Raw genomic sequence first — 24,399 nt, 5'->3', positions numbered from 1 at the left:
ACAAAAATGAAAAAATCGTTATTCTCTACAGCCCTGCTGGTATTAGCCGGCCTTGCCACTTTTGCACAAGTAAAATGGAGCGCAGATCCTGCACATACCTCCATTGGTTTCAGCGTAAAACATCTGGGCATCAACTATGTTCAGGGACATTTTGCAAAATTCACCGGTGCTATTGAAACTACCGACAGCACCAGCTTTCAGAATGCCAAAGTAGATTTTTCTGCCGATGTAAACAGTATCAGTACCGGTGTTGAACAGCGTGATGGTCACCTGAAAACAGATGACTTCTTCAATGCAGCCGAATTTTCTGAAATCAAAGTAAAAAGCGTTTCCTTCAAAAAAGTAGCTGGTAGCAAATATGTAATGTTAGCGGATGTAACGATCCGGAACACTACAAAACGTGTAGCCTTCGACGTTAATTACAACGGTGTTGTAAGAGACCCATGGGGTTTGTGGAGAGCAGGTTTTACGGCTAAAGCAACGATTAACCGTTTCGACTTTGGTGTGAAATATGCCGACAAATTACCTTCCGGTGTTTATGCAGTAGCGCCTACCGTGGAGATCCTGGTAAATGCAGAAATAGTTAAACAATAATCAACTGCTTATATTTTATATAAAAAAAGGTTCCGGTGTAAGCCGGAACCTTTTTTTACTTCTTCTTCTTTTTCTTCTTCTTCGTCACGTTCTCCATCTCCTTATTATGTTCATCCAGCAATAGCTGCCAGTTATCATTCGGAATATCTTCGGAGAAACTGACCGTTTCCCGGTAATCATCTTTATTGATCTTCATCTCTGTAATATCCTTTCCCAGGAACTGCTGGATTTCATCCAGTATCGGTTTTTCCTCTGTACTACAGAAAGATACGGCCTGGCCTTTATGTACGCCACGACCTGTACGACCTACACGGTGTACATAGTTTTCGGGGACATCCGGCAGGTCATAGTTGACCACGTAATCCACATTGGGAATATCTATACCACGGGCATTCACATCTGTTGTGATGAGCACTTTGATCTCTCCTTTTTTGAATTCGTCCATTACCTGCAGGCGGTCGTCCTGTACTTTGCCTCCGTGCATAGTAAGACTTTTTACGCCGACCCGTTCCATAGCGGCAGCCACACGTTCTGCGCGCACTTTGGTGCGTACGAAGATCAGTATTTTGCTGTCGGGAAATTCTTTCAGGAGGCGTTCAAGGAAGAAACGCTTATCATCCATTTCCACGTAGGCAACGGCGTGGCTTACGTTTTTAGAAACGGGGTCCTGCGGGGAGATCTGAATACGGATCGGGTTATTTACCACTGAGTAAGCCAGGTCTTTAATATCCTTGTCCAGCGTAGCGGAGAAGAACAGGGTCTGGTGATTACGGGGGATATGTTTGATCACATCCCGGATATCGCGGATAAAACCAAGATCCAGCATATGATCTGCTTCGTCGAGGATGAGTGTTTGTACCTTACTGAGATCAATATGATCCTGGTTAATCTGATCAAACATACGGCCGGGTGTGGCGATGAGTACATCCACGCCCTTTTCCAGTACCTTGATCTGCGGGCCCTGGTCTACCCCGCCTACCAGCGCGAGGATGCTGAGATCGGTGTATTGTCCTATCTGCTGAAATACTTCTGCAATCTGTATCGCCAGTTCCCTGGTGGGTACCATTACCAGGCATTTCACCTCATATTTTCCTTTGCGGTATCTCCGGTCCTGTTGCTGGAGGCGGTGCAGGATGGGTATGGCAAAAGCAGCCGTTTTACCCGTTCCTGTCTGGGCAATCGCCATTACGTCATCTCCTTTCAGGATAGAGGGAATAGCCTTAAACTGAATGTCTGTAGGGCGTTTGAAGCCCAGTTCAGCCAAACTGTCCTTTATCTCGGAAGAAATACTATACTGTTCAAATTTCATGTTCGGTCATTGATCATCGGCGATGTGCCGGGTCACAAAGATAGAACTTTGCCCTATGACTTCACGAGTTGTATTTCCATATTGAGCTTCACTTCATCGCTGAGTACAATACCCCCTGCTTCTGTGCTGGCATTCCAGCGCAGGCCGTAGTCTGCCCGGTGGATACGCCCTTTCAGTGCAAAGCCTGCTTTGTGCTGTCCCCTGGGGTCTACCGTAACACCATTATGGATCACTTCCAGTTCAATAGGATGCGTTTGATCCTTGATGGTCAGATCGCCCAGCAGTTTGTACTGCTCTTCATCTATTTTCTTCACTTTCCTGGATACAAAACTGATCTTCGGAAAATTGGCCGCATCAAAAAAATCACCGTTCCGCAGATGCTCATCCCGCTGCTGATTCTGTGTGTTGATGCTGTCTGCCGCCGCTTCAAAGGAAATGGAAGCATCATGAAAATCGTCGCTTTCAGTTTGAATACTGCCGGTAAAACGTGTAAAATAGCCACTCACGTTTGTAATCATGAGGTGTTTTACTTTAAAGCCGATTTCGCTGTGTGATTCATCAATTTTCCAGTTTGCCATAACACATTTTTTTTGTTTGTAAAGACCATACAAACATAAGTGTTGTAACAGCAGCAGCTGTTGGATAATATACCGGAAATGATGGACGATTTGCACATGACGAATAAAAATCAGGGGGCGCATCACAGTGCAACTATAATTCATTAGAAATAAATTAAATTTAACTCCAATAGAGCGTACATGCCATTTACGATTTCACACATAGCAATAGTAGTCCCTTTCACCTGCCGGCCACACAAATACCTGTCGGCCACAGGACTCATCATAGGCAGTATGGTACCGGATTTCCTGTATTTCATCTTACTAAATCCCTACTTCAACGGAGGACATCAATGGTGGGGCATTTTCGTATATGACATCCCGTTATCCCTGCTGCTGGCCTTTCTGTATCATAACGGGGTAAAGCCGGCACTGATCAGCCAGCTACCGGCCTGGGCCGGTAACCGGATCGGCCATTTCCGGTCATTCAACTGGGACCATTATTTCCAACGCCACTACCTCGTGGTTATCGCTTCGGTCATCCTGGGCGTGCTATCGCACTTCTTCCTCGATGCCTTTACCCATGGCGATGGATACTTTGTAGGGCTGCTTCCATTTTTGCAGCAGGATGTCAGCCTGTTTGCCCATCCAATGAAAATGTGGTATCTCCTGCAATACATCAGCTCCATCGCCGGACTGCTGATCATTCTTTACTTCTTCCTGAAAATACCGGCAAAACATAACAGCAGTAAAAGCGGCATCCTCCGGAAACTGGGCTACTGGCTATTGGTGGCCGTATTTACTGTAATTATCCTGCTGTTCAATCATCAATTCCATTATATAAAATGTGAAGGGGCAGATTACCTCGCCGTGATCATGGGCGGCTTTTTTTATAGTTATTTTGTAGTGATGATGAGCGTAAAAAAACTAACTTCCCCTTCAACTATCAATAAAAAAAGTTTTTTACAATGACACGATATGTTGCGTTTCTCCGGGCTATCAATGTGGGTGGAAACAGGATGGTAAAAATGGAGGTACTGCGGGAACTCTTCGCCAAAGCAGGATTTAAAAATATTACCACCTATATTCAAAGTGGTAATGTCATTTTTGAAAGTGCCTCCACGGACACGGCTGCCATTGAAGCTAAAATTGAAAAGCAAATGCTGAAAGCACTGGGATTTGAAATACCCGCCTGCGTTAGAAGTTTTAAGGAGATGGATGCCATTTTGAAAAATAACCCATTCCCCGGGATTGTTCCGGACAAAGAGATACAGATCTATGTGGCGTTTTTACAAACAGTACCCGGTGCAAATGCGCAGGAAATCCTCACCTCCCTGCAAAGCGCAGCAGAAACTTACCATATCAATGGACGCGAAGTATATATCCTGTCGCGCAAAACCCTGATGAAGACGCCGTTTTCCAACAATTACCTGGAGAAAAAACTGGGCGTAGTCAGCACCACAAGGAACCTGGCCACTGTAGGCAAAGTGCTGTTATAAGAGGACGCCGGTATCTTTTCAAAAAAAATTCCCCTGATCTGTAAGTTTTGTTTGTTATCCTGCAACTAATCCCTGCAAATAGCAAGTGTATGTTTTTTCAGCATATCCAATTTAATACACGCAAATGAGTAAGGAAGAATTTCTGTTCATCATCGGGGAGCATCAGGGTATCCTGCACAAGATCTGCCGCCTGTACCGCGATACGCCGGAAGACCGGGAAGATCTTTTCCAGGAGATGATCTATCAGCTGTGGAAATCCTTCCCTGCTTTCCAGGGACAGTCGAAAATCACCACGTGGATGTACCGCATTGCGTTGAATACCGCCCTGGCAGCCTTCCGGAAGCGAACGCCGGACATAACGTATACGGATACACTACCCGAGCAGGTAGCCACCACGCCGGACCCGCCGCATGCATTACAACAGGAACAACTTTTTGCAGCACTGCGGCAGTTAAGCGACGCTGAAAAAGCGATCATCGCACTTTACCTGGAAGATATGACCTACCAGGAAATAGCCGGTATCACCGGCATAGATGAAAATTATGTGGGCGTAAAACTAAACCGGATCAAAACAAAGATCAAAAACATCCTGAAATTATAAATCATGACACAAGATCCTTTAAAATCAGCCTGGGACAGCGCCACCACGCCATCCAGGGAACTGACAGCACTGCAAGCCATTGTGGATAAAAAAAGTTATCCCGTACTGAAAGACATCAAAACACAGCTGACGATTGAAAGCATCAGCTATGTCGTTTTTCTGCTGGTGTACTATGACTTTTTTGATGGCGATACCAAACCGCTTTATGCCAATATATTGCTGGTAGCTTCTTTTTCTTTTATGTTGCTGCACAACCTCGCAGGCTACATCGTGGCCAAACGGCCGGCCGCCGGCAGTGACCTGATCCAATCGCTCAAAGTGCAGCTATCCCGGTTGAAGCAATACGCCACGGTATCTGTCACCTCCCGTGGATTGGGTTTCGCCGGAATGATAGCGTTCTTTTTAATCAACATCCGCTGGACAACCGGCACCTACTGGACCCTGGCTGCGGTAGTACTGATCCTTGGCGTACAGCTCTTCCTGCTGAGAAGAATATGGACCCGCCGGATCCAAAAAATCAGCAACACTGTAGCGGAATTAGGCAATCATGGAACTGCCTGAAACAAATCCACATCCGGCCAGCGCGTTGTTTTATCATTCACCGCTTTCCATATCAGGCCATCGAGATCATTAAAAAAACCTTCTTCTGCGCGGGTATTGCACAACAACACCCAACTGAACCCATTCCCGGCACGTACAATTTCGCTGGCGGTACCCGGCAACGAGCCTGAATGCCACCAGTTATGATACACATTTACCAGCCAGCCCAATGCATAATTCGGGTTGGCTGTGGAAGGTGTAGTCATGGCCATTATAGAAGCCTTGCTCAATACATCAGGCCTGGTGGGAAATCCATCTACACCAGCCAGGAACCGCGCCAGATCAGTAGCAGAAGCGATCCATCCACCATGCGCATCCATCCGGGCCACATCAAAGTCGTATGGGTTTTCCCCATGCTGACCATAATATTTCACTTCCTTCTTTTTCCTGTCGGCCATAGTATTGCCACCCGTTTGCATAGTGGTAATGCCCAACGGCGCCAGGATAGCCGACTTTACATATTGCTCATAGGACAGGCCGGTTACCTTTTCAATTACTCTCCCCAATACACAGTATCCGAAATTGGAATAGGCGTAAACTGTACCGGGGGCATATTTCAGGGAAATGTGATCGAGCGTCCAGGCAATGAGGGCGGGAGCAGTCATGCCGGGATTACTGAACATAGGATCTTCACCGTTATTACTCCAGCCGCCGCCGGTGTGTTGCAGCAGTTCCCTGATGGTGATGGCTTTTAACCAGTTGCTGTAAGGCCGTGTACCGTAGCTGGTACCCAGTATTGCACCGGGACCAAACACGTTATCATCCAGTGAAAGTTTTTTTGCTTCCACCAGTTTTAGTATGGCCGTTGCCGTTATTGACTTGGATACGCTGGCAATACGAAACAGGCTGGCCGGTGATACTTTCTCACCGGTAGCCTTATCAGCGGTACCGTAGCCGCTGGCGTATACGAGTTTGCCATTGCGGGTGATGGCCACCGACATACCTGGTACCTGGTACCGGGCCATAAAGCTGTCTACTACCTCATCTACCTGCGGAATACTTTTGCCAGGTACGGGCATATGTATACGCAACGACTGGCAGGACACTTTTTCCAGGAGGCCGAAGGAAAAGCAGCCGGCAATCAGGATGCTGAAAAGCGGGAAGTTCATAACTAAAGTTAATTTTTTCTTCCCATTACAGTACCGAAGGTTGCCGCTGTTAAGGGATATCTTTCTTCTTGCAGAGCCGTTCAATTTCTTTCAGCAGGGTTTTCTTTTCTGTTTCAGATTTTGTCAGGGCGATGGCTTTGTTATAATAGCCGATAGCTTTGTCAATATGGGTGTCGGCAAATAAATAGGCCAGTAAAGAATGATAATAGTTGCTCTCAACCAGGTGCAGTTTCTCCGCTTCTTTTATTCCCTGTTCATTTCCATACACTTTGGCAAAGGCAAATGTCCTGTTTAGTGCTGTCATGGGAGAATATTCTATAAGGATAAGCTGGTTGTACAGTTGTAAAATATGTTCCCATTTATTGTTATCTGTGGGGGTTGTATGCCAATATGCAATGCCTGCTTCCAAATGGTATTTTGAAATTTCATTTCCTGAGCAGGCATTCACCAAATAATAATTACCTTTTTCGATCAGTTCTTTGCTCCACAAATTTTTATCCTGCTGTTCATACAGAATAGTTTCTCCTGCGTCATCCGCCCTGGCATCGAGTCTCGAACTTTGAAAACACATCAGGGCAAGCAGGGCATTGCATTCAGTGGTATTCGTCAATGGATTTTCGGTCAGGATAAGTGCCAGTCTGATGGCTTCAGAACAAAGATCTTTCCGGATCAGATGATTGCCGGAAATAGAAAAATAGCCTTCATTAAACAACAGGTATAAAGTTCTTAAAACCGTATCAAGCCTTACGTGTATGGTGGCTTCCTGTAATAGCCCGATTTGAAAATTATCGTTGCGGAGGTTTGTCCTTGCCCGCTGCAACCGTTTTTTTATGGTGGCTTTTTTTGTGAGGAATGCATTGCCAATTTCTTCCACACTGAACCCACAAAGGATTTGAAGCGCCAGGCAGATTTGTGCCTCCTTCGGGTTGGTTGGATTACAAACAGCAAAGATCATAGCCAATTGACTATCGGCAATTGTTTGCAGTGTAAAATCAAAGTCCTCTTCAGCCTGAAATTCATTTGTTTTAATAGCCCCTTTTATATGTGTTTCAAAAAGGGTAAGCCGTTTGAGGTAGTCTTTCGTTTTGTTTTTAGCCACGGTATAAAGCCAGGCCGTAGGGTTTACAGGAATGCCTTGTACACTCCATGTTTCGGTTGCTTTTAAAAATGTTTCGCTGGCAATGTCTTCCGCTATTTCAATATGCTTCAGGCCAAAATGACGGCATAATACTGCCGTCATTTTAGCATACTCCAACCTGAATAAGTGAGGTAAAAGCTCCTGATGCGATGTCACCTTTTCTTCCATTAGCTTTAACTGTTATCGCCTGGTGTTAATATGGCTCTTACTTCAATATTCCCCCCAGCCTGGAGAATAGGGTTACTTTTAGCCAGTTCAATAGCTTCTTCAATGGTCGCTGTTTTTACAATCATATAACCACTGATAAATTCCTTGATTTCCGTGTAAGGGCCATCCGTTATTACATTGCCGGGCTTCAGGGTTTTCGCTTGGCTAACAGACAGCCTGTTACCTTTGTCGGCCAATTTGTTTTGAGCGGCAACGCTTCCTAACCAGTTCATCCTTTCCTGCAATTGTTCAGGAGATGGATTAGCATGAGGATTGCTGCTGTTTCTGAAAATTAATACGAACTCTTTCATCGTTTTAAAATTTTATTGTTTCGTCTTAATGACGATTGAAAGCTCAGGAAGGGGACAAAATATTTTTATTTTTTGGGTCATACAAAGCGGTAATGGCCGCAAGGCCGCATGGATCTATCAAACTAAGTTAGCAAAATTTCATTCATTTCATGCTTAACAGCGCATAGACCAACATCAACGGCTGCTATCAAAAGGAGTAGCTCCCTGGCGGGATTTCTGGTAAAATTGCTACATTCGCTGCATAGCAAAGTACATTTCCTATGAATTTCTACACTGCATTAGCATTACCGGTATTTCTCCTGACGTTTCAGGCTCCAACAGTTTATGGGGAAGGTAAAGGGGGCAATACTGAAATAATTAAAGAGATAACAGCTGCCCCTAAACCCAAAAACCGCGTCTCTTTTGGCCAGGGTATTGACCTCATTGTAAGAGGGCTTGGGCTGAATATAGACAATATCAGGTTTATTAAAGAACCCAAAGCAACTGATTATTTCGTCTATGCAAATAATAAGGCATCCTATGCACATTCGCTTATTATAGCTGCCAACAACGGTATAAAACTAAACCGGACCATCAAACCGGAAGCAGCGATGACCAGGGAGCAATTTGCATTGAGCCTGTTGCAGGGTATTCAGACTACGGGGCAATACCCTACCAATATGATGTGGCTGCACGTAGGTGATGAAGCCAGCTTTTCGGAAGAAACATTGTCCGCCGTACAAACGTTGATTAAATTCAATGTAGTATCGCTGGAAAATGAAAAGTTCCGCCCCAAAGCCTATATCACGCCGGAAGAGGCAGCAAAGATGGTAGAAAATGCCGCCACCTTTATACAATCCCATAAAACGGCGAATGCCGAAGCTGCAAAGCCGCAGGACGAGGTTACTTTTACATCGGTTCCTGTAAACGACAGTGTTAACACCATTACTATTTCAAGAGGAAGCAAACCAAATTCCGGTTACCAGGTTGCTATCACCCGTATTGTTTTTTCAGAAAACGGCGAGGCTGTGATCTATTATAAACTTACAGATCCTGCTCCGGACAAGTCCTATCTACAGATGATCACGGAACCCACTGCCGTTACTTTTGTATCATCTGCCTACCACATTACCCTGGAAAAAGAGTAAAAAAGTCTGTGCTTTCATCATCCGGTTATTAAGATCATAAACATGATCCAATAACCGGATGATGAAATAATGCAACCAAAAAAAAGGCCCTGTTATACACACAAACCATACATATATTGGAAGCATAACCGCACAAGGGCTTCCTTTACCGCTTATCCCACGCCGGTATCCCTGATTTTCCTATCAAGATAAAAAAAATATGGTCCGACCGGATAAAAAACAGCTCAAAATCCTTTACAGTAAATGATTTACATTTTTTAATGTGGATTATAATTGTTAATCATACAATTATTAAAAACAAATTACTACATTGTGTATGAAAGGCCCTTTTTACGGATTTTCACGTTTAAAAAAATAATTGTTAATTATACAATTAATAAACAAATAAACAGCTAGTAAACATCATCTTTTCAGAGATTAATTCCATCGTTATTTTCAATCAAAAAAAATAAAATTCTGTATACAGCATATTAGCCGGCACAAATGTATACGTCGGTATAAGTCAGACAAATTCCATTATATGCGTTCCGGATCAGATAGGACCGGGACTACTCAATAAAAAAAGACAGGCATAAATCATCAGCCCAGGCATCCATAACAACAAGGTTGTAGCTGGTATTCATTGGATAACACCCTCATCATCGGGGTGGTGGCGGAGCTATGCGCATTACCTATGTCCGGTTCAACAAAACATTCTTTAGTACACTCAATCTTTTTACCAATAAAATTTTACGTCTGTGAAGAAAATTTTACTGCTGATTTCTTGTATCAGTATTATCGGAAGCCAGATTGTCTTTTCGCAATCTGCAGAAAAAGCGGCGCCCGGAGTTGGAAAAATAAAAACATCTCCTCCTGTAGCCAGGCCATTGTTTAAAGACTTCATGGGCATTAATGGCCACTATACCTTCAAACCGGAACTGTACAACCAGGTATGCCGGCTTGTCCGCAACTACCATAATATAGACTGGGATGTAAAGAAACTGGGTGCACCGGTTACCATACCGGAAAGTGCGAATCATGTAAACTGGAAGGAAGATGTATATGGTCCGTGGAAAAAAGCGGGCTTTGAAACGGATATCTGTATCCAGTTCGGCGCTTTCGGTACCAACTCCCCCAGCTATGAAGCTGCCTGGGCAGGACAGGAGCGGTGGACATATAACTATGGTAAAGCCATGGCCGCTTATTATGGCCCTTCGGGCAGACATAAGCTGGCTACCTCTTTTGAGATAGATAATGAACCTGGCACCCGGTTTAATCCGGCCCTGTTCAGAACCGTTTTCAAACAAATGGCCCAGGGTATCCGTGATGGCGACCCTGCAGCAAAGATCCTCACCCCTACCGCACAGGCGCGTAACGGAGATGACTACTCGCAGGATTTACGTGGTATGTATGCTGAAAAAGATATTCTGCCCCTGTATGATGTGATCAATGTACACACGTATTCCACGATGGATAAAACGGAGGCCACACAAAACAACTGGCATCGCAGCTATCCCGAAGATACTTCCATCGCTTACCTGAAAGTGATCGACGAAACCGTTGAATGGCGCAATAAAAACGCGACAGATAAAGAGATATGGGTGACCGAATTTGGTTATGACGCCTGTACACCGGAAGCCATGAAATACCGCAAGGACTGGGCGCTGAAGCTCAACTGGCAGGGTGCTACCGATTTACAGCAGGCGCAATACCTTGTTCGTTCTTTCCTCGTTTTTGCGGAGCGTGATATCAGCCGCGCCTACCTCTACTACTATGACGACAATGATGAAGCATCTTTCCATGCGGCTTCCGGATTAACACGGGAATTTAAACCAAAAATGTCTTTCTGGGCAGTGAAACAGCTGTACAAAACACTGGGCGATTACCGCTTCAAACGCGTTGTGAAAAAAGATATCGGGGATTTGTTCGTATATGAATTTGAGCATGATACAGACCCTACACGTGTAATCTGGATGGCCTGGTCACCAACCGGAGCTAAAACCTTTGAAAAAGATACTTATGTAGCCCGTGAAATCAAAACCACATTGAAAGATCTTCCAGGCACACCTACTGAAGTAGCAGGCATGGCCACCGCCGACGGGAAAGCACCACAGGCTGCATGGAAAAAGGCTGGCAAGTCTGCCATCACACTTACGGTAAGCGAACGTCCTACTTATATTATAATGAAGAAGTAACGAAATATTAAATGACCGTCAACCAAAGATCATAAATATGAACAGCATCCTAAATTCCATTTATTTATGAAAAAAATTGTACTGCCGCTATTTATAGTTTTCTGTCTTCCCGGGAGTGCCCTTGCTGACAATGGCAAAGCACCGGAAGACATGATGACCGGCACACCCCGCACAAATCACACTGCATTTTCAGTCAGGAGTAAACCGGCTGAGGTAATTATTACAGGTACTGTAAGAAGCGAAAAAGGCGAGAACCTGCCTGGTGTAAGCATTCAGGTAAAAGGTGGAAAATCAGCTACCGTCAGCAACGACATGGGCAAATACACTATTAAAGTGCCTGATGAAGAAGCCGTGCTGATATTCACCTACATGGGCTACATCACACAGGAGCGCAAAGTAGGTAATGCTACCGTATTACATATTACTTTGCTGGAACAACTGGAAAAACTCAATGAAGTAGTGGTGGTAGGTTATGGTACGCAGAAAAAAGTATCCGTAACCGGTGCTATTGCTACTGTTACTACCAAAGACCTGCTGCAATCGCCCGTAGCTAATATCAGTAACTCACTGGTAGGACGCATGTCGGGTCTGCTGGCCACACAGTCCAGTGGTGAACCCGGCAATGACCAGTCAAAACTAAGGATCAGGGGTGTCGGAACATTTACCGGATCACAGGACCCTTTGATTATGGTAGATGGTATAGAAGTAGCCAACTATAATAACATTGATCCAAACGAAATTGCCAGCGTCACTATTTTAAAAGATGCCTCCTCCACCGCCATTTATGGTGTAAGAGGCGCTAATGGCGTATTGCTGATCACCACCCAAAGGGGTAAACTGGGAAAACCACAACTCAGTTTCACCTCCAATGTGGCGCAAACCAGCTTTACCTCAGTGAGGACACCGATGAACAGTGCGGATTATGCCACGTCTTACAACGCCGCTAAAAAATACGATTCCTATATAACGGGAAGTGTATACACGCCTACTTATAGTGATGAGGCTATTTCCAAATACAGGTCAGGAGAAGATCCTATATTTTATCCTAATACCAACTGGTACGACCTGCTATTGAAAAAATCTTCCCTGCAAACACAAAATAATATCTCTATCAGCGGAGGAACGGAAAAAGTAAAATACTTCGTTTCCGGCGGATTGTTTACCCAGGAAGCCCTGTTTAAGAACACTACCCTGTCACCGGATTTCGATGCACAGGTGAAATTTAAACGGTATAACCTCCGGTCCAATTTCAATTTTGATATTACCAAACGGTTGAAAGCTTCCCTCGATCTGTCACTGCAAACAGAAAACAGAAGAGGCGCCAACTGGAATACCAACCGGGTTTTCCAGGGCCTTGGAGACGGTAATCCTTTGTATTCTCCCGGTGTAGTAGATGGTAAGGTAGTACAGCTGGGCATGCCCGGTCCGGTAAATCCCATTAATATTATGCTGGGCGCCGGTTACAAAAAAGAATACCGCAACTACCTCAATGGTGCGGTAAGAATGGACTACGACCTGGACATGATTACCAAAGGCTTTTCTATCCACGGAAAAATATCATACCAGAACTTTAATAATAAAAACGATATCTATTCTAAAGGACTGGTTGACTACCTGGCTAAAAGATTACCGGATGGCAACATTGTTTATATTCCACAAAGCCTGGATGATGCTTTCGGGTTTGATGAAGTAATTGGTAAAAACAGGAGAACTTATTCTGAAATCGGACTGGACTACAACAGAACTTTTGGCAGTCATACCGTTACCGGCTTATTGCTGTACAACCAGAGCAAACTATTCGATCCTAACCTGGCTTTCCTTGTACCCAACGGTTACCAGGGCGTTGTAGGGCGTGCCACTTATGATTACAAAGGCCGTTACCTCGCAGAATTTAACATCGGCTACAATGGTACGGAAAACTTTGCCGAAGGCAAACGCTTTGGCTTTTTCCCTGCATACTCACTGGGCTGGGTGCCTTCCCAGGAAGCCTTCTTTCCTAAAAATGATGTGCTGACATTTATAAAAATAAGAGGTTCCTATGGTGAAGTCGGAAACGATAAGATCGGAGGCGCCAGGTTCCTTTACAGACCTACCTCCTTTACTTATTCCAACAACCCCGGTTACTATTTCGGAGAAGCCGGTAGCAATTTCACCCAATATAACACTGCCGTAGAAGGTGCGTTAGGCAACGGGGATCTTACCTGGGAACGTGCACTGAAAAAGGATCTGGGTATAGAACTCTCTTTCTGGAAAGATAAAATTACCATCACTGCCGACTGGTTTAATGAAAACAGGGATAATATCCTTGCTTCCAAACAAAATATTCCTGCTATTACAGGCGCTATTCTTCCGGCATACAATTTTGGGAAGATGGTGAACAAAGGTTTTGATGCCGACATCGCATTTAACAGCGAGGTGAATAGCTTCCGCTACTGGGTAAAAGCCAATGTCACTTTTGCACGCAACAAGATTGTATTCATGGATGAAATACCGCAACCTATGCCCTATCAGAACCGCAGCGGACAACGCCTCGGTCAGTACTTCGGGTTAATAGCAGAAGGTTTGTATAATTCCTGGGCTGAAGTAAATGATGCCAACAGACCGGTATCACAATGGAATAATAATAAAATTCAACCCGGCGACATCAGGTATAAAGATGTAAACGGAGATGGAAGAATTACGGATGATGACAGAGTGCCTATCGGTTATTCCAACTTCCCTGAAAAAATGGGCGGTTTATCCTTCGGTGGAAGTTTCAAAGGATTCGACTTCTCTGTCTTGTTCCTGGGCGCCACCAATGTATCGGTACACATGCCAAGACTTGCCATGATCGGTTTTCCGCTCAATAGCGGTGCTATCAACAACCTGCTGAGCAGCTGGAGCCAGGAGCGTTATGATCAGGGGCTGCCCATTAATTTCCCGCATTTATCTATAGGTTATGAAACACAACAACACAACTATAAAGAATCGACCTATTGGATCAGGGATGCCAGTTATGTCCGTTTAAAAAACATGGAAGTGGGTTATACATTACCCGGTAATATGTTGAAGAGAGTGGGCATCAGCTCCGCGCGCTTCTACCTGAATGCCAATAACCTCCTTACCTGGAGCGATATGGACCCCGGAATAGATCCTGAAAGTCCCAGCGAGATTGATGGAACCGAACCTTACCCATTAACAAGGACGGTTAACGTTGGTGTTAATATTAAATTTTAATAAGGGCGATTATGAAAAAAATAACAACTTATTATATCTGTGCACTGCTCTGTGTTTCTATCCTGTCCTGTAAAAAGGCATTCCTGGATAAAGCACCGGGGATAGATGTTACAGAAAACACACTTTTCTCTTCCAAAAGCGAATTGGAAATCTATGTGACCAGTCTTTACCGGCATGGTATCCACCACGGTTACTGTACGGAAGACAGGAGCCTCACCAATGCGGCCTCCTACGATATCTCTGCGGGCGCCACAGATGAAGCCGAATATGCTGTATCCTGGCTGGTTTCACAGCGGTGGAACTCCGGAAATATAGATGCGAATGATATTGTAAACCTGGAAGATTACCGGTTTTATCTCCGCTGGACTGCTATCCGCATGAGCAACATTATCCTGGAACGCACGGGTGAAGTTCCCGGCCTGGATGATGCATACAGAAACCAGGTGTTGGGAGAAGCGAAGTTCGTACGGGCGTTAAACTATATGGAAATGGTGAAACGTTATGGTGGCGTTCCGATCGTGGACAAGCGTTTCCAATTGACAGACGACCTCAAAGTTCCAAGAAGCAGTATAGAAGATTGCTTCAATTTTATTGTCAACGATTGTACGGATGCAATAGCACTTTTGCCTTCTACCTACCCTTCTACCATGAGAGGCAGGGCCACCAAAGGTGCAGCGATGATGTTGAAAGCGAGAGCCTTGCTATACGCTGCCAGTCCGCTCTTTAATACCGCACAGCCTTATTTGAATTTTGGCGAGAATAACAAACTGATATGTTATGGTAATGAAGATAAAAACCGCTGGCAACTGGCAGCAGATGCCGCCAAAGCCGTTATCGACTGGGCCCCTGCCGCCGGTGTTATCCTGATCACTGACAAAGGTGTGAATCTCAACTATAAATACGAATGGTCCACTCCTGACAACGCTGAAGTAATTTTCGCCAACAAATCATTTGGCCCGAGAAGCCCCTGGGAATTACCCTGGGCAGTAATGAAGCCGAATGAAATCGTCAACCCCGGATGGGGAGGTTTATGGGCCACACATAACTTTGTACGTAAGTATGAAAAGAAAGATGGTACCCCACAAACCTGGAGCGCAACAGGCGGTAATGATCTCATGAAAAAGTACGATGAACTCGATCCCCGTTTCAAACAAACAATCGCGTATCATGGCTCCTACTGGAACAGGGAAACACCTGTGATGGATTGTATCAATGGAAACAGTATTGGTTCCTGGATGCACAAATTAATTCCGGAAACCCTGGACAACGGTTCTCCACAAATACCCAGCTGGCAGATCTTCCGCCTGGCAGAAGCTTATCTGAACTATGCAGAAGCATTGAATGAAGCACAAGGACCGTTACCAGCGGCATACGACGCGGTAAATATCATCAGAAAGCGTTCCGGTATGCCCGATCTTCCTACCGGACTCAATCAGGACCAATTCAGACTGCGGGTAAGAAATGAACGTGACATTGAACTAGCCTATGAAGATCAACGCTTCTGGGATATCAGACGCTGGATGATTGCAGAAAATGATGGTGTCATGAAAGGAAATTTCTGGGGACTAAAACTCTCTGAAGTTCCTAACAGCACGGAGATCCGCTATGTACCTTATGTGTATGAAGTGCGCACCTTCCTGCGTAAAATGTATTTACATCCTTTTATAACATCGGAAGTAAACAAAGGTGACCTGGTACAAAACCCGGGTTGGTAAGGTGTAATGACATCCGCATTTTCTACAGTAAAAAAGAAACTTTATGAAATCTACATATTACCAGGGTATCTTTTTAATCCTGCTTTTCAGTACCGGGTGGAGTAAAATTTCTACCGCCCAAACACCTTCCGGCGATTCTGCCATACAGGTGAATAATAAAGACGCAGCCGTGCATATTGCATACGGCTCACAACCCGCCTGGATGGTAACAGGCGCCCTTTCTACGGTAAAGGGAACCGAATTGCAGAAATCCTTTAACACCAATCTGGCCAACACGCTGTTTGGCAGATTACCAGGTTTGACGGTAATGCAAGGCAGCAGTGAACCAGGCGCCAATTCGCCCGCATTGTACGGACGCGGTGTTAATACTTTCGGCGCTGCCGGCCACAATCTTTTAGTCATCGTAGATGGTTATGAAAGCACTTTTGAACAACTGACTACGGATGAAATTGAATCCGTATCATTTCTGAAAGATGCTTCCGCAACCGCCCTGTATGGCAGCAGAGCAGCTAACGGCGTATTGCTGATCACTACGAAAAGAGGTAAAGAAGGCCCGCTGGAAGTAACCTTCAGCACGCAACAGGGTTTTACCAATGCAATTGGTCTTCCAAAATTTTCAAATTCATATGACTATGCCCGGCTTTATAATGAAGCATTGGTAAACGATGGCAAAACCGCTTTATACACGGAAAATGATTTGCAGGCCTACAAAACAGGTAGTGATCCTTACTTTCATCCGGATGTAAACTGGTATAAACAAACATTAAGAAATACGGCGCCTATCTCCAACTACAATTTAAATTTCAATGGTGGAAGCAGCACCGTCCGGTATTTTGTAGCATTAAATGCCATGAATAGCCAGGGTTTGTATATCAAGGCCGGTAACGAAAATGAAGAAAGTACCAATTCAAAATTCAGCCGGTATAATTTCCGTTCCAATGTTGATATCAACATAACGAAAAGGCTCACAGCGTATGTAACACTGGGTGGTACGGTAGAGGACAAAGCCAATCCGGCGGGCAATACCACGGGAGGGTTATTTGACCTGATGGCAGCTATTCCGCCTAACGCTTTCCCGGTATATAACCCTGACGGAAGTTTTGGTGGCAATGCACGATTTACCAATCCGCTGGGCAATATGCTGCAAACAGGCTCCTATACTTCTAACGGCAGATCCCTTCAGTCCGCGATAAAGCTTACCCAACAACTGGACATGGTGACGCCTGGTTTGAGTGCTTCGCTTGCCTTCTCTTCGAATAACTTTTTTACCAGCTACTCCAATAAAAGCAAGCAGTATGAAAGGTTCTCCATTTCAAAACAAGGCAACGATACGGTGTATACCAAATTCGGACAGGAAACATCCCTGACAGGCGATGAAAGCCAGTCGGACCAATGGCGCAACTATGCACTACAGGGTTTTCTTGATTATAACAGGAGCTTCGGACAGCATGATATAAGCACCATGCTCATGTACAACCAGGATGTTTATGAAATCAGCGGAAATAATCTTCCCTACAAACATATAAATGCAGGTGGCCGGTTTACCTATGCCAACAGTCGCAAGTACATCGCGGAATTATCATTGTCATACATGGGCTCTGAGAATTTCCCCAAAGGCAACCGCTTCGGTTATTTCCCCGCTGTATCAGCAGGCTGGATCGCTTCTGAAGAAGCTTTCCTGAAGGAGAGTACAGTGTTCAGCTATTTAAAAATAAGGGCCTCCTATGGATTAGTTGGAAATGATAAGATAGGCGGACAACGGTTTATGTTTGATCAGCTATATCCCTTTGGTGCTTCTCCACATTTTGGTACCGGGAATACAGGAACAGCCGGGCTCGCAGAAGGAACGCCTGCAAATACCGGTGTTACCTGGGAGAAAGAAAAGAAAATGAACTTCGGCCTGGAAGCCACTATTGCCAAGCGTTTACAGGTAACATTGGACATCTTCAAACAGGACAGGTATCACATACTGGCACAGCCTAACCTCACGGTACCGCAATATGTAGGCGTTGATTTGCCTACCACGAACGTGGGAAAAGTAAACAACCAGGGATTCGAAGCTATGCTGCGTTACAACAGCAACCCGGCTAAAAACCTGCAATGGTTTGTGGAAACCGGTGCATGGTATGCTAAAAACAAAATAGTGTACAACTCCGAAAGTGTGCAGTTAAACACCTACTTATACCAGACAGGCCGCGCTGTGAATCAGCCTTTTGGCCTGGAAGCCATTGGCTTCTTTAAAGATGAGCAGGATATTACTGCCAGTCCCAAACAAATTTTCACACCTGTTCAACCGGGAGATATAAAATATAAAGATCAGAATGGAGATAATGTAATTGATCAGAATGATGCTTACCCGATTGGCAAAACGGCGCTTCCCACGCTTACTTACACCCTGCACACCGGTTTTCAGTTCAAAGGATTTGACCTGGATGCACTGTTTCAGGGCGTAAGCGGCAATACCATTTACCTGGGTGCAAACTACCAGGCCTTTCAGAATAACGGACCCGTTAGTCCCATGGCACTTGGAAGATGGACACCGGAAACAGCGGCAACGGCTACTTATCCCAGATTATCATCTCAGAATAATCTGAATAATTACCGTTACTCTTCTTTCTGGCAGCGGAATGGCAGCTTTATAAAATTGCGCAGCCTGGAAGTAGGTTATACGCTTCCTCCCAACACGCTCAGCAAAATTCATATTAACATGCTGCGGGTATTTATCAACGGTACTAACCTGTTTTCAATTGACGGTATAGATGGCAACATAGATCCTGAAACACTTTCAGTTGGTTATCCGGCAGTAAGAACACTGTCTGCAGGAACTAGGATCCGGTTTTAACTGAACATTTAATACAAAAAAAATGAAAAACAATATTTTCATCTTTCCTTTCATCGCGCTCATCCTGTTAAGCGTAAGCGCCTGTGAAAAACTGGACCGGGAAGTACTGACCAACAAGAGTGAAAAGCAGATTACTTCTTCCTATCAACAAACCGGTTACAGGCAGGCATCGTTATATACGGATCTTCCGGAAGGGTTTCTGTATATAGACAGGGCCATGATGGCATCTGCTACTGATGAAGCGGAACATACAAACGAAACAGCTGCCATACAAAAGTTTAATAACGGTTCCTGGAATGCATTTGACAATCCGGATAATGCCTGGAGCAGGTATTATAAAGCGATACGCAAAGTAAACCAGTTCCTCGTATCATCCGATAGTATTGACCTGGAAGTATACAGGCTTGATCCAAGTCCTTCACAACAGAGTGTTTATAATACCCGGATCGCAGAAATACGCAGGTGGAAATACGAAGCACGTTTTTTAAGGGCGTTTTTCTATTCCGAATTGATAAAGCGTTATGGTGGTGTACCTATTTTTACAGAAGCACTATCCCTGACAGACGATTTCAAAAGCATAAAACGCAATACACTTGCAGATTGTATCAAGTTTGTAACGGATGAATGTGATTCTGCCGCAGCAGCGTTGCCGGTTGTTTATGCAGACATTGACCTGGGAAGGGCTACCAAAGGTGCGGCACTCGCCCTGAAAAGCCGGGTACTATTGTATGCCGCCAGCGATTTATTCAATACGCCCTCCTGGGCCGGTGGCTATGGCCATCCTGAACTGATCTCCCTCACCGGCGACCGGCAGGCCCGCTGGCAGGCCGCAGCGGCAGCAGCAAAGGCTGTTATTGATCTTGCAGGTTCCAGCTATTGGCTGCATTACGATTACAGAAGCATTTTCAATAACTACAACATCCCGGAAATCATTCTTACCCGCCGCAATGGTGGTAGCAACGAGTTTGAAAAAGCCAACTATCCGATTGGTTTTGATCTGGGAGAAAGCGGAACAACGCCATCACAAAACCTGGTAGATGCCTATGAAATGAAAGACGGTACACCTTTCAACTGGGAAAATCCGGTACAAGCCGCCAATCCCTATGCCAACCGTGACCCACGTCTGGATCTGAATATCATCACCAACAATACCTGGTATAAAAGCCGCGGCGTGGAAATATGGGCCGGCGGACAAGATGGCAAAGGCATCGCCAACGCTACTAAAACCGGGTATTATCTCAAAAAATACCTGAGTGAGTATACCAACATCTTGTTAAACAATACGAGTGTACACAGCTGGATACTGATCCGCTTACCGGAGATGTACCTGAATTATGCTGAAGCACTGAATGAATACAGCCCCGGCAATGCGGATATCAAAACCTATGTAGATATGGTGCGCTCCAGACCTGGCATTGATATGCCGGGAGTGCCTTCCAACCTCTCACAGGCGGCTATGCGGGAAAGGATTCGCAATGAACGCAGGGTTGAATTTGCATTTGAAGATCACCGTAGCTGGGATGTACGCAGATGGATGCAGGGACCTGCCTACCTGGGTGTGCCACTCCGCGGTGTAGACATCACTAAAAATACGGATGGCTCATTCAAATATGTACCCATCGTTGTTGAGAACCGCGTGTTTGATCCTAAAATGTATTTGTATCCTATTCCCCAGGGAGAGCTGACCATTTCAACAGAACTGGTACAGAACCCGCTGTGGTAATGGTTTATATCTTAACATACCAAATATTACATCATGAGAAATAGTTTCGTCAACAACATAAAAATACTGGTAGCCTTATCGGGATTTGTTATTACGCTGGCTTCCTGTAGTTATAAAGAGATAGTAGATGCAGACTATCCCGATCAAAAAATTTACATGCCCGCCGCCGTTAATGGCAACTATATAATAGCCGGTGTTTCGCCGGCTAACAAACCTTTCAGGTATGTGGTAGATATGGCTGCTAAAAAATTCAATGTTCCTTTAAGCGTGTACCGGTCCGGTATTAACAACAACGGAGGATTTACGGTAGATATAAAAGTGGATACGGATACCATTACGCGGATGATTGATGCCAGCATATTAACCGGCACGCTGCTTTTGCCTGCCGACAAATACACGATTGAATCTGCCGTTGATATGGCAGGTGGCAAAGAGTGGGCTCCTTTTACCCTGAGCGTTGATCTCGATTTCCTGCGCAACAATCCGGGTCAGCTGTATGCATTGTGCGTGGGGGTTAGCAGTCCGCAGAAGGAAGTCAATCCTGCGAACTGTAAAACAATTATAATTATTGATCCGAAAATCACTTTACCGGTAGCGGGTTTTACAAGTACTCCCGTGGAGGATGATCCCAATACTATTCAGTTTACCAACACTTCCGCGTATGCTCTTGAGTATTCCTGGGATTTCGGAGATGGAGGGAAAGCTGATGTTCCGTCACCTGCGCATACCTATACTACTGCCGGCACATACACGGTGAAGCTCACCGTAACAGGTATTACAGGAGAAGAAAATAAATCAACAATGGATGCTACGGTAACCATTCCATAGCTGGCAACGTTGAAAGCGCATCCAAAATTATCTACTTCCGCCAATCTGAAGTAGTCAACAAAAAAGCCGTCTCATTCCCTGAGACGGCTTTCTTTATTATGCACTTAATTATACATCGTATTACTTCCCTGCGAACAACGCTGCCACCGCTTCATTACCAGTAATGGCCTTCGCCGGCCTGGGATGATCTGCATTAAATACGCATAACTTTTCTTTAGGGATAATTTTTACAAATGACTCGTCAATACTGCCATTTTTATCTTCCACCTTGCTGAGGTTTAATCCCAGGTGTCTGGCAAAGAAATGATACACCGCCTCTCTTTTTGAGATGCCATAGTCATGTTTTTCATTGGGTAAATGCACATTCTCCACCTGGTTAGCTGCCTTGTAAAATGCATAGATATCCCTGATATACGGGTATTCAACCTCCGGGGTATTCTTTGTCCAATCGTCCCCGTCGGAAACGAGCAGCATAGGCCGTGGCGCCGCACAGGCAGCAATCTCCACATTATTCGTCTGAAAACCGGGCGCCTTATGAATGGGCATACCGCTTTCACAAACACAGCCACCAAAGAAATGAGCAGCCACCATGACTACAGGCGCCGAAACAGCAATCCTGTTATCGATAGCAGTTAATACAAACGATTGGGTTCCTCCTCCGGAAGCACCGGTAACGGCTATACGTTTTGCATCAACATCTTTTAATGAAACTAAAAAATCAACCGCCCTGATACTATTCCAGGTTTGTAGCTTTACCAAAACAGGGTTCTTATGATCGCTTTGGGTGGATTCCCCATAGCCCACCATATCGTATGCAAACACCACTGCTCCCATCCTGGCCATCGCAGCACAACGGAACTGCATGTCATCCCGGAAACGGCCATCGTCCCAATGGCCATGCGGGCACAAAATGCCGGGGACTTTGCCGGTCGCTTTCGCTGGCCTGTACAGATTGCCCGTTACCCAAAAACCAGGTCTGCTTTCAAAGGCTACATTTTCAACGGTGTAGCCATCCATTATTTTCTTATCCCGGATTATCGGGTTAAGCGGTGTTTTTGCAGGCATCGGATTCAGTCCGGCGCCCTGCAAAATATTTTGCCGGATCTTATCTTTCCTCGTTTCCCAGCTCTCTTTATCATGATAGCTGGTGGCAAATTCCTGCAATTTTTCTTTCCCTTCTGCTTCCGTCCAGTATTTACCCTGGCAAAGCTGGCTCTTATCTACCTGCGCATACGCATCCCTGTTGAATAAGAGCAACATTGTAATGAAACAAACCGCAAAAGTAGTGGTAGCATGTTTTGTCATCATGGCATAATATTTTAGATTTATTTTTTCTTATTTAGATATTTAGTTTCAGCAGTATATCTTCTTCTGAAACTAAATATCTAAATAAGAAAATAAATAAATCCAAAAATATTATTAACGGGTCGATTTCATTTCACCAAACAGGTACCCGACCACTGATTCCGTCAGATCTTTTTGTATGGACGGGGTAAACGGGCTGACCGTTTCTACTTCATAGCCGCCATGTTTGAACTGGTCCTCGCTGGGAAGATATCCCAACCACCCGTTGGTATAGCCGAAATAGAAGGTATATGGAAACGGTGACTTATCGCGTATATCATTGGAGATCTCGCAAAATAATTCAACCGGCGCACTCCATATAGCGATATCTTCATTGATCTTCAAAAACCGTATGGGTAACAGGATGGTATGATCACCTGCCTGGGAAGTACGGGTGTATTTACCCATATCATCCGGCCAGCCCAGCTTTTCTTTCCGGGGTGTTTCCACCGTCACTGAACCCGTGTTTAATTTCACTGCAGCTGTAGTAGAAGTAATCTGCTTGTTTGCGTCCAGGATCTTGTCGCCCAGCAGCACGCGGAACTCTCCCAGGTGACTCGACTGAATACTGGGATATGTACTGTATATAGGCGCCAGGTTACCGGCAGCACCGTTTATAAAAAGAAGCGGAACACCGGTTTTTTCTTCTACATATTCAGACACCAGTCCCGGTACATCTGCGCTGATATCCAGGTTTGTGCCACCCAACACCGTTCCATGTATCGCATAATTTGAAATCAGCACCAACGGCGTACCATCTGCTTTATCAATCCGCATTAAACCGATGCGGCGATCTACCGGTCCATCCGGATTCATGCCCAAAGATGCTTTACCATCTACATCAATTGCACGGCGATTCATGTTAGCTTGCGAAAATCCCCAGCCAATGCCCAATTTTGCTGCAACAAGATTTTTGCGGGCTTCAATAATCCCGTTAATTAATTTTTGCTCCACCTCTTTGGTATATGCAGTATCTACATCATGTTTGTAACGTTCTCCCATAAACACAGCCGGCAACCCCGGAACGCCCACTTCAGGCGCAGAGTGTGTATGCGTGAGCGACCACCAGAAATTCAACGGGTTGATGCCCAGCTGCCGCTGCAACAGCGATGCCACATGATCATACTCTGAAGGTGATATAACACAGATATCGGATGACACTAAAAAGAACTGGTTTACACCATCATCCAGCGCAATGATCCGGTGATAGATGCGGTCATGGATACCAGTGGACTGCCTCGCCTGATAACCCAACAACATTTTTGGACTATCCGGTGTAATATCAACTTTTACCACAGCGGCTCGGAAAACGCCCGGGGCTTTGCTGCCAGGCGTTTCCGCAGACAGCCCTTCGGTTGCCAGTAGAAAAACCAGCATCATCATCAGTCTGCAAAAAATACCCGTTTCTGGTTGATGCCTGGTAGGTGGAACGGCTGTTAATTTAGCGTGCATTTTCATAAATAGTATGTCTTTGAAATACAATTATTGGAATTCTCCCTTACGGG

The 24,399-nt window shown here is 45.0% G+C and carries 19 protein-coding genes; 12 read left to right on the top strand and 7 right to left on the bottom strand.

Annotated features, from left to right (window positions below; translation table 11 throughout):
- Positions 1–6: 6 nt before the first annotated feature.
- Positions 7–594, top strand: coding sequence for a YceI family protein (locus tag ABQ275_RS00355; protein ID WP_349316271.1), 588 nt, complete (start codon positions 7–9; stop codon positions 592–594).
- A 55-nt stretch (positions 595–649) separates the two neighbouring features.
- Here ABQ275_RS00355 and ABQ275_RS00350 read toward each other — a convergent pair whose 3' ends face one another.
- Both ABQ275_RS00350 and ABQ275_RS00345 read right to left on the bottom strand, forming a co-directional pair.
- Positions 650–1,903, bottom strand: coding sequence for a DEAD/DEAH box helicase (locus ABQ275_RS00350; RefSeq protein WP_349316270.1), 1,254 nt, complete (start codon positions 1,901–1,903; stop codon positions 650–652).
- Positions 1,904–1,956: 53 nt separating this feature from the next.
- A complete protein-coding gene (locus ABQ275_RS00345; protein ID WP_349316269.1) occupies positions 1,957–2,481 on the bottom strand; it encodes a YceI family protein in 525 nt (174 codons plus the stop codon).
- A gap of 180 nt (positions 2,482–2,661) precedes the next feature.
- On the opposite strand from ABQ275_RS00345, the gene ABQ275_RS00340 reads away from it, so the two are divergent.
- From ABQ275_RS00340 to ABQ275_RS00325, 4 genes are all read left to right on the top strand, one after another.
- Positions 2,662–3,432, top strand: a complete 771-nt coding sequence (locus ABQ275_RS00340; protein ID WP_349316268.1) for a DUF4184 family protein — start codon at positions 2,662–2,664, stop codon at positions 3,430–3,432.
- The gene (locus tag ABQ275_RS00335; RefSeq protein ID WP_349316267.1) at positions 3,429–3,959 is read left to right on the top strand and encodes a DUF1697 domain-containing protein; all 531 of its coding nucleotides are present in this window, start codon (positions 3,429–3,431) and stop codon (positions 3,957–3,959) included. The genes ABQ275_RS00340 and ABQ275_RS00335 overlap by 4 nt, the downstream gene beginning before the upstream one ends.
- A 124-nt stretch (positions 3,960–4,083) precedes the next feature.
- On the top strand, positions 4,084–4,560 hold the full coding sequence (locus ABQ275_RS00330; protein WP_349316266.1) for a sigma-70 family RNA polymerase sigma factor: 477 nt from the start codon (positions 4,084–4,086) through the stop codon (positions 4,558–4,560).
- Between the two features lie 3 nt (positions 4,561–4,563).
- The gene (locus ABQ275_RS00325; RefSeq protein WP_349316265.1) at positions 4,564–5,121 is read left to right on the top strand and encodes a hypothetical protein; all 558 of its coding nucleotides are present in this window, start codon (positions 4,564–4,566) and stop codon (positions 5,119–5,121) included.
- On the opposite strand, the gene ABQ275_RS00320 is transcribed toward ABQ275_RS00325, so the two are convergent.
- From ABQ275_RS00320 to ABQ275_RS00310, 3 genes are read right to left on the bottom strand one after another with little or no spacing between them, the layout of a single operon-like run.
- Positions 5,106–6,269: a serine hydrolase domain-containing protein gene (locus tag ABQ275_RS00320; protein ID WP_349316264.1), complete on the bottom strand. Its 1,164-nt coding sequence runs from the start codon at positions 6,267–6,269 to the stop codon at positions 5,106–5,108. The genes ABQ275_RS00325 and ABQ275_RS00320 overlap by 16 nt on opposite strands.
- Before the next feature lie 49 nt (positions 6,270–6,318).
- Positions 6,319–7,575, bottom strand: a complete 1,257-nt coding sequence (locus ABQ275_RS00315; protein ID WP_349316263.1) for a DUF6596 domain-containing protein — start codon at positions 7,573–7,575, stop codon at positions 6,319–6,321.
- A 5-nt stretch (positions 7,576–7,580) separates the two neighbouring features.
- The gene (locus tag ABQ275_RS00310; RefSeq protein ID WP_349316262.1) at positions 7,581–7,925 is read right to left on the bottom strand and encodes a YciI family protein; all 345 of its coding nucleotides are present in this window, start codon (positions 7,923–7,925) and stop codon (positions 7,581–7,583) included.
- Positions 7,926–8,185: 260 nt separating this feature from the next.
- Here ABQ275_RS00310 and ABQ275_RS00305 point away from each other — a divergent pair, with 260 nt between their 5' ends.
- The 7 genes from ABQ275_RS00305 (at position 8,186) to ABQ275_RS00275 (ending at position 21,550) form a co-directional block, all read left to right on the top strand.
- Positions 8,186–9,052 (top strand): protease complex subunit PrcB family protein, encoded by an 867-nt coding sequence (locus ABQ275_RS00305; protein WP_349316261.1) that lies wholly within the window; start codon positions 8,186–8,188, stop codon positions 9,050–9,052.
- Positions 9,053–9,789: 737 nt separating this feature from the next.
- Positions 9,790–11,226, top strand: a complete 1,437-nt coding sequence (locus tag ABQ275_RS00300) for a hypothetical protein (RefSeq protein ID WP_349316260.1) — start codon at positions 9,790–9,792, stop codon at positions 11,224–11,226.
- A gap of 66 nt (positions 11,227–11,292) precedes the next feature.
- On the top strand, positions 11,293–14,442 hold the full coding sequence (locus ABQ275_RS00295) for a TonB-dependent receptor (protein ID WP_349316259.1): 3,150 nt from the start codon (positions 11,293–11,295) through the stop codon (positions 14,440–14,442).
- Positions 14,443–14,453: 11 nt separating this feature from the next.
- Positions 14,454–16,157 carry a RagB/SusD family nutrient uptake outer membrane protein gene (locus ABQ275_RS00290; protein WP_349316258.1) on the top strand — a complete coding sequence of 568 codons (1,704 nt, stop codon included), beginning with the start codon at positions 14,454–14,456 and terminating at the stop codon, positions 16,155–16,157.
- Positions 16,158–16,200: 43 nt separating this feature from the next.
- Positions 16,201–18,999, top strand: a complete 2,799-nt coding sequence (locus ABQ275_RS00285; RefSeq protein ID WP_349316257.1) for a TonB-dependent receptor — start codon at positions 16,201–16,203, stop codon at positions 18,997–18,999.
- A 22-nt stretch (positions 19,000–19,021) separates the two neighbouring features.
- Positions 19,022–20,722 carry a RagB/SusD family nutrient uptake outer membrane protein gene (locus ABQ275_RS00280; RefSeq protein WP_349316256.1) on the top strand — a complete coding sequence of 567 codons (1,701 nt, stop codon included), beginning with the start codon at positions 19,022–19,024 and terminating at the stop codon, positions 20,720–20,722.
- A gap of 33 nt (positions 20,723–20,755) precedes the next feature.
- The gene (locus ABQ275_RS00275; protein WP_349316255.1) at positions 20,756–21,550 is read left to right on the top strand and encodes a PKD domain-containing protein; all 795 of its coding nucleotides are present in this window, start codon (positions 20,756–20,758) and stop codon (positions 21,548–21,550) included.
- A gap of 120 nt (positions 21,551–21,670) precedes the next feature.
- On the opposite strand, the gene ABQ275_RS00270 is transcribed toward ABQ275_RS00275, so the two are convergent.
- On the bottom strand, positions 21,671–22,858 hold the full coding sequence (locus tag ABQ275_RS00270) for an acetylxylan esterase (protein WP_349316254.1): 1,188 nt from the start codon (positions 22,856–22,858) through the stop codon (positions 21,671–21,673).
- Positions 22,859–22,969: 111 nt separating this feature from the next.
- Positions 22,970–24,352, bottom strand: coding sequence for a neutral/alkaline non-lysosomal ceramidase N-terminal domain-containing protein (locus ABQ275_RS00265; RefSeq protein ID WP_349316253.1), 1,383 nt, complete (start codon positions 24,350–24,352; stop codon positions 22,970–22,972).
- Between the last annotated feature and the right edge of the window lie 47 nt (positions 24,353–24,399).

Source organism: Chitinophaga sp. MM2321 (assembly GCF_964033635.1).
Lineage (GTDB): Bacteria > Bacteroidota > Bacteroidia > Chitinophagales > Chitinophagaceae > Chitinophaga.
Note: the sequence above shows the minus strand (reverse complement) of the source record. Positions and strands in the feature narration are given on the sequence as shown.